15 protein-coding genes and 2 tRNA genes are annotated in these 20081 nt (G+C 63.0%); 7 read left to right on the top strand and 10 right to left on the bottom strand.

Translation table 11 applies throughout. The features are described from left to right. Window positions 1-31: 31 nt before the first annotated feature. The 3 genes from PQU96_RS05970 to PQU96_RS05980 are packed head-to-tail and all read right to left on the bottom strand — an operon-like array spanning window position 32 to window position 1773. Window positions 32-331, bottom strand: coding sequence for a hypothetical protein (locus PQU96_RS05970; RefSeq protein WP_272771330.1), 300 nt, complete (start codon window positions 329-331; stop codon window positions 32-34). After that, window positions 318-1544, bottom strand: a complete 1227-nt coding sequence (locus PQU96_RS05975) for an Arm DNA-binding domain-containing protein (RefSeq protein WP_272771331.1) — start codon at window positions 1542-1544, stop codon at window positions 318-320. The genes PQU96_RS05970 and PQU96_RS05975 overlap by 14 nt, the downstream gene beginning before the upstream one ends. 13 nt (window positions 1545-1557) lie before the next feature. After that, entirely contained in the window at window positions 1558-1773 is a 216-nt protein-coding gene (locus PQU96_RS05980; protein ID WP_272771333.1) for a hypothetical protein, read from the bottom strand. A gap of 148 nt (window positions 1774-1921) precedes the next feature. Here PQU96_RS05980 and PQU96_RS05985 point away from each other — a divergent pair, with 148 nt between their 5' ends. Further along, a complete protein-coding gene (locus PQU96_RS05985; RefSeq protein WP_255907441.1) occupies window positions 1922-2161 on the top strand; it encodes a helix-turn-helix domain-containing protein in 240 nt (79 codons plus the stop codon). A 371-nt stretch (window positions 2162-2532) separates the two neighbouring features. On the opposite strand, the gene PQU96_RS05990 is transcribed toward PQU96_RS05985, so the two are convergent. From PQU96_RS05990 to PQU96_RS06010, 5 genes are all read right to left on the bottom strand, one after another. Then, window positions 2533-2609, bottom strand: a tRNA-Met gene (locus tag PQU96_RS05990). 105 nt (window positions 2610-2714) lie between these two features. Next, window positions 2715-2791 (bottom strand) — tRNA-Met (locus tag PQU96_RS05995). Between the two features lie 95 nt (window positions 2792-2886). Next, window positions 2887-3072, bottom strand: coding sequence for a hypothetical protein (locus tag PQU96_RS06000; protein ID WP_047967572.1), 186 nt, complete (start codon window positions 3070-3072; stop codon window positions 2887-2889). Between the two features lie 231 nt (window positions 3073-3303). Continuing rightward, entirely contained in the window at window positions 3304-5364 is a 2061-nt protein-coding gene (gene metG / locus PQU96_RS06005) for a methionine--tRNA ligase (RefSeq protein WP_272771334.1), read from the bottom strand. A 101-nt stretch (window positions 5365-5465) separates the two neighbouring features. Next, window positions 5466-6707 (bottom strand): MFS transporter, encoded by a 1242-nt coding sequence (locus PQU96_RS06010; protein WP_272771335.1) that lies wholly within the window; start codon window positions 6705-6707, stop codon window positions 5466-5468. A 366-nt stretch (window positions 6708-7073) separates the two neighbouring features. Between PQU96_RS06010 and apbC the strand changes: the two genes are divergently transcribed. The 3 genes from apbC (at window position 7074) to PQU96_RS06025 (ending at window position 10386) form a co-directional block, all read left to right on the top strand. After that, entirely contained in the window at window positions 7074-8156 is a 1083-nt protein-coding gene (gene apbC / locus PQU96_RS06015) for an iron-sulfur cluster carrier protein ApbC (RefSeq protein ID WP_272771336.1), read from the top strand. A 6-nt stretch (window positions 8157-8162) separates the two neighbouring features. Next, window positions 8163-8948 carry a glutamate racemase gene (gene murI / locus PQU96_RS06020; RefSeq protein WP_272771337.1) on the top strand — a complete coding sequence of 262 codons (786 nt, stop codon included), beginning with the start codon at window positions 8163-8165 and terminating at the stop codon, window positions 8946-8948. 238 nt (window positions 8949-9186) lie between these two features. Then, complete coding sequence (locus tag PQU96_RS06025) at window positions 9187-10386, top strand: ammonium transporter (protein WP_272771338.1); 1200 nt, start codon at window positions 9187-9189, stop codon at window positions 10384-10386. Between the two features lie 140 nt (window positions 10387-10526). Here PQU96_RS06025 and PQU96_RS06030 read toward each other — a convergent pair whose 3' ends face one another. Continuing rightward, the gene (locus tag PQU96_RS06030; RefSeq protein ID WP_272771339.1) at window positions 10527-11006 is read right to left on the bottom strand and encodes an Lrp/AsnC family transcriptional regulator; all 480 of its coding nucleotides are present in this window, start codon (window positions 11004-11006) and stop codon (window positions 10527-10529) included. Between the two features lie 134 nt (window positions 11007-11140). Between PQU96_RS06030 and PQU96_RS06035 the strand changes: the two genes are divergently transcribed. Then, entirely contained in the window at window positions 11141-12181 is a 1041-nt protein-coding gene (locus tag PQU96_RS06035) for a zinc-dependent alcohol dehydrogenase family protein (protein ID WP_272771340.1), read from the top strand. A 174-nt stretch (window positions 12182-12355) separates the two neighbouring features. Here PQU96_RS06035 and mgtA read toward each other — a convergent pair whose 3' ends face one another. Next, window positions 12356-14887, bottom strand: coding sequence for a magnesium-translocating P-type ATPase (gene mgtA, locus PQU96_RS06040; protein ID WP_272771341.1), 2532 nt, complete (start codon window positions 14885-14887; stop codon window positions 12356-12358). A 453-nt stretch (window positions 14888-15340) separates the two neighbouring features. Between mgtA and PQU96_RS06045 the strand changes: the two genes are divergently transcribed. Then, window positions 15341-19000, top strand: a complete 3660-nt coding sequence (locus tag PQU96_RS06045) for a PAS domain S-box protein (protein WP_272771342.1) — start codon at window positions 15341-15343, stop codon at window positions 18998-19000. Beyond that, complete coding sequence (locus PQU96_RS06050; protein WP_272771343.1) at window positions 18997-20004, top strand: HD-GYP domain-containing protein; 1008 nt, start codon at window positions 18997-18999, stop codon at window positions 20002-20004. The genes PQU96_RS06045 and PQU96_RS06050 overlap by 4 nt, the downstream gene beginning before the upstream one ends. Window positions 20005-20081 lie beyond the last annotated feature (77 nt).

The raw sequence follows: 20081 nt of genomic DNA on the forward strand, positions 1-20081 counted from the left end.
GGCAGCCGTAATAGAGAAGCACTTTCTGAAATCACATTTTTTTTCGGTGGGCTTCCGCCTGCAAAGCTCGCCTAAGCAAAGGATACTTGTCGCCGGTAAAGAGCTCTTTCTCGACATTGGCCAACAGGCATCGATCCCCCGTCGTCCCCTGGTCCCGCTTCGCCAAGATGATGATCTCGGTGACACTCGGATAGTCCTGAAACAAAACCATGGCTTGCTCCCGCAAAGCTACCGGCAAAGCTTTATTGCGGCTCAGTTCGTACAGATAAACGCTAATTTCTAGCAATGCCAACGTATGTTGCTGCGCCCTCTCCTCGCTAAACCTTCTCATGGATATCTCCTTGCTGAATGTGTGCCGTTTTCAGCAATTGCTCGAATGCAGAACCATCTTTACGTGTCAGGTTCGGCACAAAACGGGAATACACTTTGAACAGCATCTCAGTGTTGGCATGCCCCATCTGCCTTGCAATCCATTCCGGCGCCTCACCGGCAGCGAGCCAGAGGGTTGCTGCCGTATGCCGAGTTTGATAAGGCCGGCGACGCTCCAGACCAAGTGAGGCCAACAGGGGGTACCACACCCGCTTGGTCACATTGTTGTGTTCAATGGGCATCCCCTGCAGGTTGCAAAATACATACTCGGACATGGCACCCGTTGCCTTGTACTGATTCACCAGTGCCTCATACACTGGCTGGCTCATTGCAATATCGCGCTGTGATGCATCGGTCTTGGTGTAGTCATCCTCCCCGTACACGATTGTTTCCCGGATCAGGATTTGTCGACGCTCAAAGTCGACATACTTCCATTTCAGCCCGTCAATTTCACCAGTACGCATACCGGTGAAAAAACGAACGATGTAGTAATTGCGAAAATCGAGCCGAACCGAATCGACGATCAGCTTCACCTCTTGCAGCGTGAGTGGCTGCACATCGGACTTCGGCACCTTCAACGGTTTGATGCGCACGTAGGGCGTGGTAAAGTCATAACGGTCGGCGGCTTCCTCAAATACCCTGCGCAACGGATCCATGATCTTGTTGATGCGGTTGGCAGATAGTGTTGTGTTCCCATTCCGGCCGGATACTTTGGCGAGTGATGACCGGAATTTGAGCAGATCAGCCCGAGTGACAGCCCCGACCCTGACACTTCCAAATGCGGGCAGATAGTATTTATCGATATTCCCGCGGATGGTTACCTGGTACGAACGTCGCCAACCGATCTGGTTTTCGCTGAGCCATTCCTTAATGAAGTCGGCAAAGAGTGGCGTCTTCAGGACCGCCTCATCCATCACGATCTCCTCCCTCGCAGGAGAAAAGACAGAGACGGGAGCAAGTGTCACTTCCACGCACTTCCGGCTATCAGGAAAGAAGGTAGCGTAACTAAAGCGACCAAGTTGAATCTCGGACTCAATTTGCGCCAGCATCTTCTCAAGCTTCCTGCGGTTGGCAGCGGTATCTCGAAGCTCAGTTTGTTCACGGCAACGCTTCCCGTCCCAACGAAAATCCAGAAACAGCAATCCTGTTTCCTTCCTAGCTCTGACTACACCCATGGCTATCTCCTTGTTACTCGGCTACTGGCATTGCAATGCTGTCGACATGAGCGCGCAGGAGATCTGCCTCAATGGCCTCCCAAATGAACAGATACTTCCTTCGACCAAAGGGTCGAACATAGTGCTTGCCTTCAATTAGGCAGTTGTCGACCAGATTGTTGCGGATTGTCCGTGCGTCATAGTGAATACGCGAGGCCAGCTCTTCTGTTGTGATATAGGTGGTATTCATGGTCTTACTCCTGGTAGAAATGTAGAATCAGGAGAACACAATCGCCCTATAGCGTTAATTTTGATCTCCTGAAGATCATATTACACACAAAAATACCTATTGCAAGGCTTTTTGATCTACAGGAGATTTTTTTGATCGAGGAACACAAATGATTAAATGCCACCTCTCTCGCATCATGGGAGAAAAACGTCTGAAGATTAGTGACCTCGCCCGTGATACTGGCCTCAACAGGGGGACACTGACGCGTCTCTATCATGAGACGGCTGAGCGTATTGAACTGGATGTGCTGGATGCGCTGTGCCGTTACTTCAACTGCCAACTTGGTGATCTGCTTGAGTACGTTCCCAAACCTGTGCCCAGCACAGAAAAAATCGACCCGGCAGAATAAAACATCCAACAGAGAACGCGATACAAGCCGCCCCTTGGGCCAGCACAAGTTGCTACTTGACTAAAAAACACCTGTTTTTTCAGTCAGATACAAAGCGAGGGGTGTAGCTTATGGGAACAAAAACGCGATTAATGTGATATGACGACCGTGCCCATGATGTGCCCATTGGGCACGATCAAGACAAATCACCCAAAGGTCGTGCCAGATCTGAGCCCAGAAAATGACCAAAGGTCAAAATTGCCAGGCTTTTATCTCAACTGGGCACACGCCGGGCACAAAAATGGGCACAGAAGAGCTCCTGTGCCCAACTCACGGGTATAAAAGCACAAAACCCCTGATCCAATTTTTCAATTGAATCAGGGGTTTACATGTGGTTGCGGGAGCAGGATTTGAACCTACGACCTTCGGGTTATGAGCCCGACGAGCTACCAGACTGCTCCATCCCGCGACTGAGTACTGCAAGTATAGATTGTGCCGTGAAAAACAACTGGCGAATCGCCATTTATATTTCTCAAGGCAAAACGGTTTAGTCGCCAAACCGTTTTATGAATTCTGGTTGCGGGAGCAGGATTTGAACCTACGACCTTCGGGTTATGAGCCCGACGAGCTACCAGACTGCTCCATCCCGCGACTGAGAAAGAAATAGTACCGCGTATATTGCGGTGCGTCAAGCAAAAAGACAAAAGCCCTGCAAGGCAGGGCTTTGATTGTGGTGCCACGCTCTGTCAGGCGGCAGTCTGTACGTAGGCGTTACCCGGGTAGACCACGCTTTCCAGACCGGCGGAAGTGCGCATCGTCACCTCGTAGCGTCGGCCCAGCGGCTTGACATTGATCACTTCAAAGCGGATTTCTTCACCGCTGTCGGTTGTTTCCAGGATGCTATGGCCTGGCTCAAGTTGGTTGATTCTCATGATTTTTCCTTTTTGTCATTCTTTTTCTGACGATTATCCGGCTTACTGAAACAACATAAGCTCACGCTACGATAACGTGTTTATGTTGCTATTGACTATAGGTAGTTTCACGGAGTTCCCGTAGCACTGGTCGCAGCTTAAGCAGCAATTATGAAAATCTGATGAATCGCCGCCATGAAAAATGCCCCGTCGGCGACGGGGCATTGAAGTGCAGTCAAACAGACCGGGCGATCAGCCGATGCGCATGCCCGGCTCGGCGCCGTCGTCGGCGTCCAGCAGGAACAGACCGGAGTTGTCCTCCGGGCCGGAGGCGCACACGATCATGCCCTGCGACACGCCGAAGCGCATCTTGCGTTCGGCCAGGTTGGCGACCACGATCACCTTGCGGCCAACCAGCTTTTCCGGCTCCTGGTACGCGGAGCGGATGCCGGAGAAGATGTTGCGCTGTTCGAAGCCGAGGTCGACGGTGAACTGCAGCAGCTTGTCGGAGCCTTCCACGAAGTTGCAGGCCAGCACCTTGCCGACGCGCAGGTCCAGCTTGGCGAAGTCGTCGATCTTGATGGTGTCGGCCAGTGGCTCGTAGTTGGCCGCAGCGGCCGGGGCTTGGGTTTCCATGCTTTGCTTGTTCGCCTCGATGAGTTTTTCCACCAGCACCGGGTCGATGCGCTGCATCAGGTGCTGGTACGGTTTGATGGTATGGCCCAGCAGCCGCTGGTCGATGTCCGCCCACTGCAGCGGCGCCACGTCGAGGAAGGCTTCCACGCCTTCGGCCAGCTTCGGCAGCACCGGCTTGAGGTAGATGGTCAGCAGGCGGAAGGCGTTGATCAGCACGCTGCACACTTCGTGCAGGCGCGCGTCCTGGCCTTCCTGCTTGGCCAGCTCCCACGGCTTGTTGGCGTCCACGTAACCGTTGACGATGTCGGCAATCGCCATCACCTCGCGCAGCGCCTTGGCGTACTCGCGCGCCTCGAAGGCGGCGGCGATGTTCTCCGCTTCGCCGGCAATGTTGCCGAGCAGGCGGGTTTCGTCCTCAAGGTTGGCCGCAAGCTGGCCACCGAAACGCTTGCTGATGAAGCCGGCGGCGCGGCTGGCGATGTTGACGAACTTGCCGACCACGTCCGAGTTCACGCGGGCAACGAAGTCACCCAGGTTGAGGTCGATGTCCTCGATGCGGCCGTTGAGCTTGCCGGCAATGTAGTAGCGCATCCACTCCGGATTCAGGCCGCAGTCGAGGTAGCTCTTGGCGGTGATGAAGGTGCCGCGCGACTTGGACATCTTGTGGCCGTCCACGGTCAGGAAGCCGTGCGCGAACACGCCGGTCGGCGCGCGGTAGCCGGCGAAGTGCAGCATCGCCGGCCAGAACAGCGCGTGGAAGTACAGGATGTCCTTGCCAATGAAGTGGTACATCTCGGTCTTGCTGTCCGGCTTGAACCACTCGTCGAAATCGATACCGGTGCGGTCGCACAGGTTCTTGAAGCTGGCCATGTAGCCGATCGGCGCGTCCAGCCACACGTAGAAGTACTTGCCCGGCGCGCCGGGGATCTCGAAACCGAAGTACGGCGCATCGCGGCTGATGTCCCAGTCCTGCAGGCCGCCTTCGATCCACTCGTTCATCTTGTTCAGCGATTCGGCCTGCAGGTGGACCTGGCTCGCGCCGTCACCGCGCAGGCTGCTGCCGCCGGTCCAGTCCTGCAGGAAGCCGGTGCACTCGCCGAGGCGGAAGAAGTAGTGCTCGGAGGTCTTCAGCACCGGCTTGGCGCCGGACACCGCGGAGTACGGGTTTTTCAGTTCGGTCGGGCTGTAGGTGGCGCCGCACTTCTCGCAGTTGTCGCCGTACTGGTCGGCCGCGCCGCACTTCGGGCATTCGCCCTTCACGAAGCGGTCCGGCAGGAACATGTTCTTTTCCGGGTCGTACAGCTGCTCGATGGTGCGGCTGGCGATCTTGTCGTTGGCCTTCAGCGCGAGGTAAACCTGCTCGGAGAACGCCTTGTTTTCCGGGCTGTTGGTGCTGTAGTAGTTGTCGTAGCCGATGTGGAAGCCGCTGAAATCGGCCAGATGCTCGGTGTTGACGCGCTCGATCAGCTGCTCCGGGGTGATGCCCTGCTTTTCCGCAGCCAGCATGATCGGGGTACCGTGGGTGTCGTCGGCACAGACGTAGTAGCACTCGTGGCCACGCATCTTCTGGAAGCGCACCCAGACATCGGTCTGGATGTGTTCAACCATATGACCCAAGTGGATGGCGCCGTTGGCGTACGGCAGTGCGCTGGTAACCAGAATCTGGCGTTTAGTCATGAAATGCATCCCGATAAGCAATACGAAACCGTCGATTATAACGACAAAGGTTGGCCGCAACAGCGTTGCGGCCAACCTTTATAGAGCGTGCGCCCGAAACATCAGGCTGGCTGCGCCACCGGCGCCGCGCGCAACTTCATCGCGTGGCGCACCCGCGGTCGCGCCACCAGCACGAACAGCAGCGAGGTCAACAGCGACATCAGCGCGAAGCCGATCATGCCGCCGGCGATATAGGCGTGGCGGAACAGCTCAATGCCGAGCGCGTAGCCGGCCATCGACAGCATGCTCATCGCCGCCGACACCGTGCCCTTGCTCACCGTGCTGGACATCAGCGCGAAGCGGTACAGCACCGCGAACGACAGCCCCTCGCCGAAGGCCATCAGGCTCATGCCGGCCACCATATAGATGTGCGGCACGCTGCTGAACTGGATGCCGCCCAGCATCAGCGCCAGGCCGCCGACGATGGGCCACATGCCCAGCAGCACCGAGCGCCCCAGCGCCAGGCGCTCGGTGAGCAGCACCAGCGCGAAGTTGCCGGCGATCAGGCCGCCGAACACCGGCAGCTGCCACAGGCCGTACTCGACGGTGCTCATGCCGAGGTCTTCTACCAGCAGCACCGGCGACAGCGCGATCCAGCCCATCAGCGGCATCGCCAGCAACGGGATGCACAGCAGCGACAGCACGAAGCGGCGGTCGGCGAGCAGCGCCAGGTAGTCCGCGCCCATGCGGCGCAACGGCGCGCGCGTGCGGCCAACGTTGACCGTTTCCGGCATCTTCCACCACAGCCCGACCAGCGCCAGCAACGACACGCCGGCGATGAACAGGAAGCAGCTGCGCCACGGCGCGAACTCGATCAGCGCGGCACCGGCCAGCGGGCCGACCATCGGCGCAATCAGCGCCACATTGGCCATCAGCGCGGTGACCTTGACCGCGGTCTTCTCCTCGAACGCCTCCTGCACCGCGGCGTAGCCGACGGCGTTGATGAAGCACAGGCCGACGCCCTGCAGCACGCGCAGAGCCATGAAGGCCTCGATCGAGCTCACCAGATAGGTGGCGAGGCAGGCGACGATGAAATACACCACGCCGCCCAGCAGCACCGGCCGGCGGCCGATGCGGTCGGACAGCGGCCCGGTCAGCCACGGCATCAGCGCGCCGCCGAGCAGGAAGGCGGTCATCGCCATCGGCACCCACTCGATGCCGACGCCGAACTCCTGCACCACGCGCAGCATCGCCGGCTGCGCCATGTCGTTGGCGATGTAGACCGCAAATTCAAACAGCACCAGCGCCAGCGGGAACAGCATCCGCGCCGGGGTCAAACGGGAAATCCTGACAAATTCAGACAAAACGTCACCTCGGAAACACCGCCACGGAGCAGTCTGCCATCCCGTACCGGCTGAGAAAAAAGGCGTCGATTCTACGCCGAATCAGGCACTTGCACCAGCAAATCTGTCTAGACAGCCACCATGACAAAAAAGTAAGCGGCACACGGCGGCCAGGGTTGGCCGCAGGCACACCCGACAGCGGCATGCACAACGCCGGCGCAGCGCTTATCATGGCGGCTGCGGCCAAAACGGCGGGCAAGCCTGTTCGCCCGCGGCAAACCCGATTAAAATAGTCGGCTATTCATCCCGCTCAAGATCACCATCATGCTTTCCCGACTCGGCAAACTGTTTGGCGTCCATGGCGACGCCGCTTCCCGGACTACTGACATGGCCCTGACCGACACCGACATTCTCGATGCCATCGCCGACCTGATCGACGAAGACACCCACAAGCCCTACCGCAAAGGCGTCAGCGTGCAGCAAAACGACGCCGCCCACCTCAACGTGCGCGTGGCCCTGCCCTACCCGGCGAAAAGCCGCTTCGCCGCCATCGCCGAGCTGTTCCGCGAACGCTTGGCACCGCTGGCCGGCGAGCGCAAGCTGAGCATCGACGTGGTCAGCGAGATCACCAGCCACTCGGTACAGCGCGGCGTGCCGCTGCTGCCGGGGGTGAAAAACATCATCGCGGTGTCGTCCGGCAAGGGCGGCGTCGGCAAGTCCACCACCGCGGCCAACCTGGCGCTGGCGCTGGCGGCGGAAGGCGCGTCGGTCGGCATCCTCGATGCCGACATCTACGGCCCGTCGCAGCCCTTGATGATGGGCCTACAGGGTCAGAAGCCGGAGGTGATCGAGGGCAAGCTGGTGCCGTTGCCGGCGCACGGCGTGCAGACGATGTCGATCGGCTATCTGGTGGACGAGGACCAGGCGATGGTGTGGCGCGGCCCGATGGTGAGCCAGGCGCTGCAGCAGCTGCTGAACGACACACTGTGGAACGAGCTGGACTACCTGGTGATCGACATGCCGCCGGGCACCGGCGACATCCAGCTGACGCTGTCGCAGAAGGTGCCGGTTACCGGCGCCATCATCGTCACCACGCCGCAGGACATCGCGCTACTGGACGCGAAGAAGGGGCTGAAGATGTTCGAGAAGGTCGGCGTGCCCATTCTCGGTATCGTCGAGAACATGGCGATGCACGTGTGCAGCAACTGCGGCCACGAAGAGCACATCTTCGGCCACGGCGGCGCCGACAAGATGAGTGCGCAGTACGGCGTCGACGTGCTCGGCTCGCTGCCACTGGATCTGGGCATCCGCCTGGCCACCGACGACGGCCGCCCGACGGTGGCGGCAGCGCCGGACAGCGCGCTGGCGGCCCGCTACCAGCAGATCGCGCGCAAGGTGGCGGTCAAGGTCGGCGACAAGGCACGCGACTTCTCTGGTAAATTCCCGAAAATCGTCATCCAGAACAGTTAATCCCCCATGATCGGCATGTTTGATTCCGGCCTAGGCGGCCTTTCGGTGTGGCGCGAGCTCACCGCCCAGCTTCCCGACGAACCGGTCATCTACCTTGCCGATCAGGGCTACTGTCCTTACGGCGGGCGCAGCGACGACGAGCTGATCGCCCGTTCCGAGCTGATCACCGACTACCTGCTGGCACAGGGCGCCACCCTGCTGCTGATCGCCTGCAACACCGCCACCAGCGCCGCGGCGCGCCACCTGCGCCACAAGTATCCGGCGTTGCCCATCGTCGGCATGGAGCCGGCGATCAAGCCGGCGGCTCTGTCGACGCAGAGCGGCAAGGTCGGCGTGCTGGCGACGCAGGCCACGCTGCGCGGCGAGAAATTCCGCCAGCTGGCGGCGCAGCTGCACGACCACGCCGAGATCTACAGCCAGGCCGGCACCGGCTTTGTCGAGCTGGTGGAAAGCGGCGAGCTGGACAGCGACAACGCCCGGCGCACCGTCGCCGCGGCGCTGGCGCCGCTGCTGGCGCACAACGTCGACCACGTGGTGCTCGGCTGCACCCACTACCCGTTCCTCGCGCCGCTGATCCGTGAGCAGCTGCCACCGCACATCGACATCATCGATCCCACCGACGCCGTGGTGCGCCAGACGCTGCGCCTGCTGCAACAACACCAGTGCCGCAGCGGCCCACAGATGCCGCCGCAGTACCGCTTCGTCACCACCGGCGACGATCACAGCATGCAGCGGTTCCTGCGGCAGATCCTGCAGCGCGACGACCGTGTCGAGACCCTGCTGCCGGCCTGAGCTTGCGGCCAACGTTGGCCGCAAGCTCTGCGCACCAATACCGCCCACCGATACGCACCAAATCAAGGCAAGCGCTGCCATCCGCACCGCCATCCGGCGCAAGGCATCGTCATGACGCCTTGATGCACAAGGCTGGCGCCCGCTGGCACCATTTTTGCAAGAAAGCGCCCCAATCACAGGCATTCGTATCCGCAGCGCGCCGTGCTGCACCACGGATACGCACCATTGGAGCGCAGGCATGACGCAAACAAGTGCAAACGACGTATTGTTCTTACTGATCGGGGCCATTCTGGTGCTGGCGATGCACGCCGGCTTCGCCTTCCTGGAGCTGGGCACCGTGCGCAAGAAAAACCAGGTCAACGCGCTGGTCAAGATCCTCACCGACTTCGCCATCTCGGCGCTGGCCTACTTCTTTGTCGGCTACGGCGTCGCCTACGGCGTGCACTTCTTCAGCGACGTCAGCCACATCAGCCAGGCCAACGGCTACGAGCTGGTGAAGTTCTTCTTCCTGCTGACCTTTGCCGCCGCCATACCCGCTATCGTCTCCGGCGGCATCGCCGAGCGCGCGCGCCTGCACCCGCAATCGGCGGCCACCTTCCTGCTGGTCGGACTGGTGTATCCGTTTTTCGAGGGCATCGTCTGGAACGGCCACTTCGGCATCCAGGACTGGCTTGCGGCCAACTTCGGCGCGCCCTTCCACGATTTTGCCGGCTCGGTGGTGGTGCACGCGGTCGGCGGCTGGATCGCGCTGGCGGCGGTGCTGCTGCTCGGCGCCCGCCGCGGCCGCTACACCAAGGAAGGCCGCGTCAGCGCCCACCCGCCGTCGTCCATCCCTTTCCTCGCGCTGGGCGCCTGGATCCTGATCGTCGGCTGGTTCGGCTTCAACGTAATGAGCGCGCAGAAGGTCGGCGGCATCTCCGGGCTGGTGGCGGTCAACTCGCTGATGGCGATGGTGGGCGGCACGCTGACCGCGATGTGGGCCGGCCGCGACGACCCCGGCTTCATCCATAACGGCCCGCTGGCCGGACTGGTGGCGGTGTGCGCCGGCTCCGACGTGATGCATCCGCTGGGCGCGCTGGTCACCGGCGGTGTCGCCGGCGCCATGTTCGTGTACCTGTTCACCCTCACGCAAAACCGCTGGAAGATCGACGATGTGCTCGGCGTGTGGCCGCTGCACGGCCTGTGCGGCGCCTGGGGCGGCATCGCCGCCGGCCTGTTCGGCCAGCACTGGCTGGGCGGCGCCGGCGGCGTCAGCCTGGCCTCGCAACTGATCGGCACCGCGGCCGGCGTCGGCATCGGCTTTGGCGGCGGCTATCTGGTGTACGGCGTACTGAAGAAGGTGGTCGGCATCCGCTTAAGCGACGAGGAAGAATTCAACGGCGCCGACCTGTCCATCCACAACATCACCGCCACCCCGGAGCGGGAGAGCAACTGGTAAGCGGCGCGGAAAGGCCGGAGCGGCTTATGCCGTCCAGGCTGCTGGATGAGAAACAAAGAGAGGCTCCATTTCGGAGCCTCTTTTCGTGGCCAGTCCGAGCGGGCATGGCCGGGCGGCAGCGGCGGGTCGCCCCGACCGGCCTAGAGCAGGTCGATGTCCGTGATCGGCAACTTGTTCGTCACCTTCATTTCCCGCAACGAGATATTGCTACGGATGCTCAACACGCCCGGCAACTTCCTCAGCACTTTCTCGACAAAACGGCTGTAGTCATCGAGATCCCTGGCGACGACCTGCAACAGAAAGTCGGCCTCGCCGGTCGTGTTGTGGCAGGCGAGCACATTGGGGCAGGCCTGGATGATCCGCTCGAACGCGGCCGTGACCTCCTCGCTGTGCTGTGTGCAGACGATCTGCACAAAGGCCATCACGCCGATCCCGAGCTTGCGCCGGTTCAGTATCGCCTTATAGCCCTCGATGACGCCCGTCTCTTCCAGCCGCCTCTGGCGCCGCCAGCAGGACGCCTCGCTCAGGGCGAGCTGTTCGGCGAGCCTGGCATTGGACAGCCGGCCATCCTGTTGCAGCCGGTCGGCAATGGCAACGTCCATTTTGTCGAGTGCAGTCATGGCGAAATAACCTTTCAATACGTTTTCAGCGGCGAAATACTATTTCATATTCTTGCTTATTCCAATAACAAATAGAAAGGTAAATTCACAGCAATGCTTCACAATGAAGGAACACTTCAACGCAGGAGCCAACCATGAAAGCCGTTGTCTACGAATCGTTTTCCGCCCCGCCGCAACTGACGACCGTTCCCGACCCGACGCCGGAGTCCGGTGGCGTGGTCATCAAGGTCATGGCAACCGGTGTTTGTCGCAGCGACTGGCATGGCTGGGTCGGCCATGATCCGGACATCCGCCTGCCGCACGTCCCGGGTCATGAGTTCTCGGGCGTCGTGGAGGCGGTGGGCAAGCAGGTGACGAAGTGGCGGGTGGGCGACCGGGTGACGGTGCCGTTTGTGGCCGGGTGCGGCCATTGCCCCGAGTGCCACTCCGGCAATCACCAGGTCTGCGACCACCAGTTCCAGCCCGGCTTCACCCACTGGGGATCGTTTGCCGAGTACGTATCCATCCACCAGGCGGACATCAATCTGGTGTCCTTGCCGGAAACGCTGGACTTCACCACCGCGGCCAGCCTGGGCTGCCGCTTCGTGACCTCGTTCCGCGCGGTGGTGGACCAGGGCAAGACCTCGGCCGGCCAGTGGGTGGCGGTGCACGGCTGCGGCGGCGTCGGCCTGTCCGCCATCATGATCGCCAATGCCATTGGCGCCAATGTGATCGCCATCGATATTTCGGAGGACAAGCTCGACCTCGCCCGCGCGCTCGGCTCGGTGGCCACGGTCAACGCCGCCAAAGTGGCCAACGTGGTCGAGGCCGTGCAGGAAATCACCCGCGGCGGCGCGCACGTGTCGCTGGATGCACTGGGGCACCCCGTCACCTGCTTCAATTCGGTCAGCAACCTGCGCAAGCGCGGCAAGCATGTGCAGGTCGGCCTCATGCTGGGCGAGCACAGCACCCCGGCCATTCCGATGAGCAAGGTCATCGCGCACGAGCTTGAAATCCTGGGCAGCCACGGCATGCAGGCGCACCGCTACGACGCGATGTTCGCGATGATGAAATCGGGCAAGCTGACGCCGGAAAAGCTCATCGGCCGGACGATCAATCTTGAGCAGTCGATCGAGGTGCTGATGAACATGGACAAGTTCGAAGTGGCTGGCGTCACGGTCGTCACCGAGTTCTGAGCCGGGAGCGCGGCCTCGACACGAAGCGTGACGGCACGCTGGGCCGCCCTTGATTGCCAGCGACCGCAATGGCTGCCTTCCCCCGCGAAGGCGGCCATTGTTCATGACGGGCATTCCGCCCGGCGGCTGCGCCCGCCCCCCTGTCCGGCGCGATTGTGACAGACCCTCATCCCGCTATTTGTGCTCGTTGCGCGCACGTGCGTAGAACCAATTCTTCGTCATTTCAACGGCGAACACATAAGCCAGTGTCAGCCCGATCACGCCCAGTAGTAGCGACGCCGGCAGCGGGACGAAGCCGAAGATCGTGCTAAAAGGCAGGTACGGCAGCGCCACCGCCACCGCTATCACCGCCACGGTGGTGGCCAGGAGCAGATTCCCGGGTCGGCTGTGCCAGAACGGGCGTCGGGTGCGCACCACCAGCGCAATCACCAGCTCCGTCAGCAGGGACTCCAGAAACCAGCCGGTGCGGAACGCCTCGACCGAGGCGTGAAACAGCCACAGCAGCGCGCCGAAGGTCAGCAGGTCGAATACCGAACTGAGCAGTCCGAACACCACCATGTAGTCCCGGATGAACATCGTGTCCCAGCGGCGCGGCTTTGCGACCCACTCCGGGTCCACCCGGTCGCCGGCAATGGCGGTGGCCGGAATGTCGGACAGGAAGTTGTTCAGCAGAATCTGCGACGCCAGCAGCGGCAGGAAGGGCAGGAACACGGAGGCCACGGCCATGCTGAACATGTTGCCGAAGTTGGCGCTGATCGTGGTGAGGATGTACTTGAGGGTGTTCGCGAAGGTCATACGGCCTTCGTCTATGCCCTGGCGCAGGATGCCCAGGTCCTTGCGCAGCAGCACGAAGTCCGCCGCCTCCTTGGCCACGTCCACCGCCGTATCCACCGAAATGCCCACGTCGGCCGCGTGCAGCGCCAACGCGTCGTTGATGCCGTCGCCCATGTAGCCGACCACGTGACCGGTCTTCTGCAGCGCGAGGATGATGCGCTCCTTCTGGTTCGGATCCACCTCCGCAAACACGGTGGTGCGTCCCGCGGCATGCATCAGCGCCTCGTCGCCCATGTCGTTGAGTTCCCGGCCGGTGGTGACGATCACGTTGGGAAGGTTGACCGCTTCGGCGACATGCCGCGCCACCTTGCGGTTGTCACCGGTGATGATCTTCAGCTGCACGCCACGCTGCGACAGGTCGAGCAGCGTCTGGCGCACATCGGCCTTGGGCGGATCCATGAAGAGCAGGAAGCCGGCAAAGTTCAGCCCGTGCTCGTCATCACGGGTATAAGGCCCGCTGCGAGGCGCCACCGCGCGCGCGGCCACGCCCAGCACGCGATAGCCCTGGCCGCTCCACTCGTCAAAATGGGCCTCGATACCGGCGCGCAGGGCGGCATCGAGCGGCGCGCCATCGCCCCCCGCACTGGTACACAGCGCCAGGATCTTGTCGAGCGCCCCCTTGGTGGCCAGCGTGCGCGTGCCGGCAGCATCAACGGTCACCACGGACAGACACTTGCGCACGAAGTCATAGGGGATCTCGTCCACCTTGTGCACTGTGCCAAGGTCAAGGCCGGCCTTTTCCTGCGCCGCGAGCACGGCCTCGTCCAGCGGATTGGTCAATCCGGACTGGAAGCGCGCAGTGAGAGCGGCGAGCCGCAGCACCGCCGCACTGGGCTGCCCTGCAATATCGACCGCACCATCGAGCGCCACCACGCCCACGGTCAAGGTGCCGGTCTTGTCGGTGCACAGCACATCCATGCTGCCGAGGTTCTCGATCGAGTTCAGCCGGCGCACAATCACGCCCAGTCTGGCCATGCGCTTGGCACCATGCGACAGCGTGATGCTGACGATGGCCGGCAGCAATTCCGGCGCGAGTCCCACCGCCAGCGCCAGGGCGAACAGCAGCGAGTCGATGGGGGGCTTGTGCATGAAGATGTTGATGGCGAGCACCACCACGACCATCACGAGCATGATGCGCGAGAGCAGGTAGCCGAAGCGCTGGATGCCGCGCTCGAACTCGGTCATCGCCGGCCGCAAGGCGAGCTTGCCCGCGATCTGCCCGAAGACCGTCGCCTTGCCGGTCTGGACGATCAGCACGCGGGCCGTGCCACTGCTCACACTGGTCCCCATGAACACGCAGTTGCTGCGTTCGGCCAGGCTCGCCTGCCTGGCAGTGGCACCGGGCCGCTTGTCGACCGGGAAGGTTTCGCCCGTGAGCACGGCCTGATTCACGAAAAAATCCTTGGCCTCCAGCACCACGCCATCGGCCGGGATCAGGCTGCCAGCAGACAGCAGTACCACGTCGCCCTGCACCACCGCGGATGACGGCAGGGTCCTGGCCTTCCCGTCTCGCAACACACTCGAATGGATGGTGACCTTCGAGCGCAGCTTCTCGATCGCGTTGCCGGCGATGTACTCCTGCGCGAAGCCGAGGATGGTGCTGCCAAAGACAATCGCCAGCACCACACCCGCGTCCACCCACTCCGAGGCGACCAGTGAAATGATCGAGGCGGCAATCAGGATCAGCACCAGAGGGTTTTTGAACTGGTTGACGAACAGCCCCAGTGCCGTTACCCCCTTGCTGGCATCGAGCGCGTTGGGACCGTGGCGCTTCAAACGGGCGCTGGCTTTGCGCCCGGAAAGTCCACCGGCATCGGCTTCCAATGCCGCCAGCAGCTTGTCTACCGGCAGGCTCCAGTAAGCATCCGGCACGATTTGTGACCCCGGATCCGAGCGCGGTTTGGGTCTCGGCCATCTGGAAAAGAAATGCACTGGTTCAGCCCTCTGCAAGGAGTTCGACGGGGCACTTTCCAAAATGATAGTTAAGCCAAGGACTTGTCAGGTCCGGATGTTCTCAGGCAGCGATCAATCAGCCCGGTTTCATCCCACCCCCGCCCCGCCCGGCTGCGCCGCAGCGCGTGCCAGGCTTGCGTAGAAGCCGTAGCAGCCGTCAGCTGGCCCTGTGTGGCGTAGTACGGCAGATGGGCCGATAAGTAACGCTGAACACGCGGCCCGGCAGGCCGCGCCCGCGCCGGCAATGGCCCTCATTTTGTGATTCCCCGCCAATCCGATGTTCATTACACTTGCCTGCCCGCTGCCATGCCCGAGTCATGGCAGCCTTCATTCCGTCGCCCTCACCGGGCGGCCCCCTGATCCGTACACGACATGCTCGAACTTTTCCTGTTGCGCGACGGCGCGGCCACGCCCTTGCTGCTGGGCAGCTACGACCCCTGGCTGGTGGCGCTGTCGCTGCTGATTGCCGTGTTCTCCTCCAGCATGGCCCTGCAGGTGGCGGGACTGGCCCGCATCGCCCACTCCGCCGCCATGCGCCAGACCGCATTGCTGTCGGGTTCGCTGGCGCTGAGTGGCGGTATCTGGGCCATGCATTTCATCGGCATGCTGGCTTTCGAGATCTGCACGATAGTCAGCTATGACGGCAGACTCACCCTGCTTTCCATGCTGCCGGCCATGCTGGCGTCGTGGGTGGCGCTGAACCTGATTGCCCACCGCGACATCAACCGCTGGCAATTGATAATCGGCGGCATCCTGGTCGGTGCCGGCATCGGCACCATGCACTACAGCGGCATGGCCGCCATGCAGATGTCACCACTTTTGCGCTATGACCCGCTATGGTTTGCCGCCTCGCTGCTGGTGGCGGTGGCGCTGGCCATCCTGTCGCTATGGATACGCTTCGGCCTGCGCCGCAGCGGCCGTTTCAAGGTGAACCAGGCCATCCTGCTCGGCGGGCTGGTCATGGGCCTGGCCATTGCCGGCATGCACTACACCGGCATGGCGGCGGCGCGTTTCATCGGCACGCCGCAAGCGGACTACCAGCCGGGCATGAACAGCAACGCGCTGCTGGCGGTGGCCGTGGGGCTGATCACGGTCTCCAGCAGCGTGTTCGTGCTGGCCGGCAATGCCTTCTTGCGCTATCGCCACCTGTATACCCAGAAGCTGGACAGCGAGAACCGGCTGCGCGCCATCGTCAACACGGCGGTGGACGGCATCATCACCATCAACCACCAGGGCATCATCCAGAGCCTGAACCATTCGGCGGAGCGGCTGTTCGGCTGGCGGGAGAGCGAGCTGGTCGGCCTCAACATCAAGCGCCTGATGCCGGAACCCTACCGTGCCAACCACGACGGCTACCTGGCCAACTACCTGAAAACCGGCGAAGCCAAGATCATCGGCCAGGGGCGCGAGGTGACCGCCATGCGCCGCGACGGCAGCCTGCTGCCGGTACGGCTGGCGGTGGGCCGCGCGGAAACACCAGGGCAGCCGGTGTTTGTCGGCTTTCTCACCGACATCAGCGAACACAAGGCCATGGAGCGCGAGCTGCGCGCCCGCGAAGCCCAGTACCGCACCCTGATCGGCAACATCCCCGGCGTGACCTTTCGCAGCCGGGTGGACCACGACTGGAGCAAGCTGTTTGTCAGCGACGCGGTGGAAACCCTGATCGGCTGGGACAAGGGCGACTTCCTGGATGGCCGGCTGAGCTTTGCCGACATCATCCACCCCGACGACCTGGAGCGGGTACGCACGGAAGTCGAACAGGCGCTGGCGGCCCGCCGCCCCTACGTGCTGGAGTACCGGCTGCGGCACCGCGACGGCGGCGAGCGCTGGGTGTCGGAAAGCGCCAGCGGCGTCTACGACGAGGAAGGCAAGGTGCAGTGGATAGACGGCGTGATCATCGACGTCACCCGCTCCAAGCTGCGCAACGCCGAGTTCGAAGGCATCGTGCAGGCCATGCGCCAGGCGATGGCGGTGGTGGAGTTCGATCTGGATGGCACCATCCTGGACGCCAACGACAACTTCCTGCGCCTGAGCGGCTACCGGCTGGACGAGCTGCGCGGCCAACATCATCGCCGCCTGTGCCTGCCGGACGAGGTCGCCAGCGCCGACTACCAGGCGTTCTGGACCACGCTGCGGCACGGCGAATTCCTGCAGGGCGAATACTGCCGTCTGGCGAAGGACGGGCACCGTTTCTGGATACACGCCAGCTACAACCCCATCCTCGATGCCGACGGCAAGCCGTGGAAGATCGTCAAGCTGGCCAGCGACCTGTCCGAACGCAAGGCGATGGAACACGATCTGCTGCTGGCGCGCGACAAGGCCGAGCAGGCCGCCAGCGCCAAGGGCATGTTCCTGGCCAATATGAGCCACGAAATCCGCACCCCGATGAACGCCATCATCGGCTTCACCGAGCTGCTGCTGTCCGGCCGGCTGGAGGGCGAACAGCGTCGCCACCTGGGAACGGTGCGCCAGTCGGCACGCTCGCTGCTGGGCCTGCTCAACGACATCCTCGACACCGCCAAGCTGGAGCGCGGCGCCATCGAGCTGGACTGTGACGACTTCTCGCTGCGCGAGCTGGGCCAGCAGGTGTTGGCCGCACTGCAGCTGCAGGCCGACCAGAAAGGGCTGGCCCTGCACCTCGACTACCCGGCCGACCTCGCCGAGCACTATCACGGCGACGCCATGCGCGTGCGCCAGGTACTGACGAACCTGCTGGGGAATGCGGTGAAATTCACCGAGCGCGGCAGCGTCACCCTGCAGGTGCGACAGCAGCAGGGCCGGCTGCAACTGAACGTGATCGATACCGGCATCGGCATCGCGCCGGAGCGGCTGCCGCACATCTTCGCACCGTTTACCCAGGCCGATGCCAGCATGGCACGCCGCTTCGGCGGCACCGGCCTTGGCACCACCATCGCCCGCCAGCTGGTGGAACTGATGGGCGGACACATCGAAGCCAGCAGCGAGCAAGGCGCCGGAAGCTGCTTCAGTGTGACGCTGCCCTTGCCGGAGGCCCAGGGAAGCAGCCACATCGCGCCGGCCACCCCGCTGCAATTGCCGGCCCTGCACATTCTGGTCGCCGACGATGTACCGCAGAACCTGGAGTTGCTGCAGCTGGCGCTGAGCCGGGACGGACATCGCGTCAGCACCGCCCGCAACGGCGAGGAAGCCTGTGAACAGTACCGGCAGCAGCATGTCGACGTGGTGCTGATGGACGTGCAGATGCCGGTTCTGGACGGCCTGCAGGCCACGCGCCGCATCCGCCAGCTGGAACGGCAGCTGCAGCGCCCCGCCGTTCCGGTGATCGCGCTGACCGCCAGCGTGCTGGAAAAAGACCGCTCCGAGGCGGGCGCGGCCGGCATGAACGGCTTTGCCAGCAAACCGGTGGACATGCCGCAGCTGTACGCCGAAATCGCCCGCGTGCTGCAGGGCTGCGCGACCGCGCAGTCCCTGCCCGCGGCAGCCCCCGCCGCACCGGCGTTGGCGGATATCGACTGGCACGGCGCCAGCCTGCGCTGGGGAAGCCGCGAACAGCTGCTCCCGCACCTGCAGCGTTTCGTGACCGAGTACGCGGACCTGGCCGACAGCCTGCAGCAGGCGCCTGCCAGCGCACTGTCCGCGCTGGCACACCGCGCCCGCGGCGCTGCGGCCAACCTTGGGCTGCTGCGGCTCGCCGCCGTATTGGCCGAAATAGAACACGACGACAACCTGACTCCGGCGCGCCTGAGCGCACTGCACCTCGCCTTGGCCGACGCCTGCGCCGCAGTGGCCGGCAAACAGGCGGCCACCGTGCCCGCTGGCGCCACGACACCGGTGCCGGAACGAGAGCTGCGACCGCTGCTGCAGACGCTGGCCGAGGCCTGCCGGCATGGCGAATTCGACGAAGCCAGCCTGAATGCGCTGGCCCAGCACCTGCCGGGTGCGCTGTTCGTGCCGCTGCAGCAGGCGCTGGACAGCTTCGACTTTGAACAGGCACTACACCAGCTGGCACTGATCGAGCACCAGCTGGCCACCCCCACCGGAGTTGCACCGTGAACCAGAACACGCCTCTTGCCGACAACCGCCCCACCCTGTTGCTGGTGGACGACGAGCCTACCAATCTGCAGATCCTGCGCGCCATCCTGCAGCAGGACTACCGGCTGCTGTTTGCCCGCGACGGCGACAAGGCGCTCACCCTGGCGCTCGGCGAGCGGCCGCAGCTGATCCTGCTGGACGTGATGATGCCCGGCCTGACCGGGCTGGACGTCTGCCGGCGGCTGAAGGCCGAGCCGGCTACCGCAGCCATTCCGGTGATCTTCGTCACGGCGCTTGCCGATGCGGACGACGAAGCGGAAGGCTTTGCCGCCGGCGCGGTGGACTACATCAGCAAGCCGGTGAGCCCGGCCATCGTACGCGCCCGGGTCAAGACCCACCTGTCGCTGGTGCGGGTGGACGAGCTGCGCGCCACACGCCTGCAGATCGTCCAGCGCCTGGGCATGGCGGCCGAGTACAAGGACAACGAAACCGGGCTGCACGTGGTCCGCATGAGCCACTACTCGCGGGTGCTGGCGCTGGCCGCTGGGCTTGGCGATGGGCTGGCCGACGAGCTGCTCAACGCGGCGCCCATGCACGACATCGGCAAGATCGGCGTGCCGGACGCCATCCTGCAGAAGAAAGGCAAACTGGACGACGAGGAATGGGCCGTGATGCGCGAGCATGCCATCATCGGCGCCCGCATCATCGGAGACGACAGCTCCAGCCTGCTGCAGATGGCGCGCACGGTGGCGGAGTGCCACCACGAGAAATGGGATGGCAGCGGCTACCCACACGGACTGGCCGGCGAAGCCATTCCGCTGGTCGCCCGCATCGTCGCCATCGCCGACGTGTTCGACGCGCTGACCAGCGTGCGCCCGTACAAAGCGGCCTGGCCAGTGGACGAGGCGATTGCCCACCTGCGCGAGCAGGCCGGCAAACACTTCGACCCGACGCTGGTAACGCTGTTCTGCGCACAGCTGCCGGCCCTGCTGGAGATCAAGGAACGCTGGGGCGAATCCGCCTGATTCCCCTCAGGATAGGGTGTAGGCCGGGCCAGCTAGGGTGTGTCATCAATTCCCTCCGAGTCTTGAAGAACAGGCCA

It is taken from the genome of Vogesella margarita (assembly GCF_028548475.1).
GTDB classification, from domain to species: Bacteria; Pseudomonadota; Gammaproteobacteria; order Burkholderiales; family Chromobacteriaceae; genus Vogesella; species Vogesella margarita.

Bases quoted from the DNA above. Each gene is read 5' to 3' on its own strand.
- PQU96_RS05970 (WP_272771330.1), bottom strand. From the start codon at position 331: ATGAGAAGGTTTAGCGAGGAGAGGGCGCAGCAACATACGTTGGCATTG.
- PQU96_RS05975 (WP_272771331.1), bottom strand. From the start codon at position 1,544: ATGGGTGTAGTCAGAGCTAGGAAGGAAACAGGATTGCTGTTTCTGGAT.
- PQU96_RS05980 (WP_272771333.1), bottom strand. From the start codon at position 1,773: ATGAATACCACCTATATCACAACAGAAGAGCTGGCCTCGCGTATTCAC.
- PQU96_RS05985 (WP_255907441.1), top strand. From the start codon at position 1,922: ATGATTAAATGCCACCTCTCTCGCATCATGGGAGAAAAACGTCTGAAG.
- PQU96_RS06000 (WP_047967572.1), bottom strand. From the start codon at position 3,072: ATGAGAATCAACCAACTTGAGCCAGGCCATAGCATCCTGGAAACAACC.
- metG (WP_272771334.1), bottom strand. From the start codon at position 5,364: ATGACTAAACGCCAGATTCTGGTTACCAGCGCACTGCCGTACGCCAAC.
- apbC (WP_272771336.1), top strand. From the start codon at position 7,074: ATGGCCCTGACCGACACCGACATTCTCGATGCCATCGCCGACCTGATC.
- murI (WP_272771337.1), top strand. From the start codon at position 8,163: ATGATCGGCATGTTTGATTCCGGCCTAGGCGGCCTTTCGGTGTGGCGC.
- PQU96_RS06025 (WP_272771338.1), top strand. From the start codon at position 9,187: ATGACGCAAACAAGTGCAAACGACGTATTGTTCTTACTGATCGGGGCC.
- PQU96_RS06030 (WP_272771339.1), bottom strand. From the start codon at position 11,006: ATGACTGCACTCGACAAAATGGACGTTGCCATTGCCGACCGGCTGCAA.
- PQU96_RS06035 (WP_272771340.1), top strand. From the start codon at position 11,141: ATGAAAGCCGTTGTCTACGAATCGTTTTCCGCCCCGCCGCAACTGACG.
- PQU96_RS06045 (WP_272771342.1), top strand. From the start codon at position 15,341: ATGCTCGAACTTTTCCTGTTGCGCGACGGCGCGGCCACGCCCTTGCTG.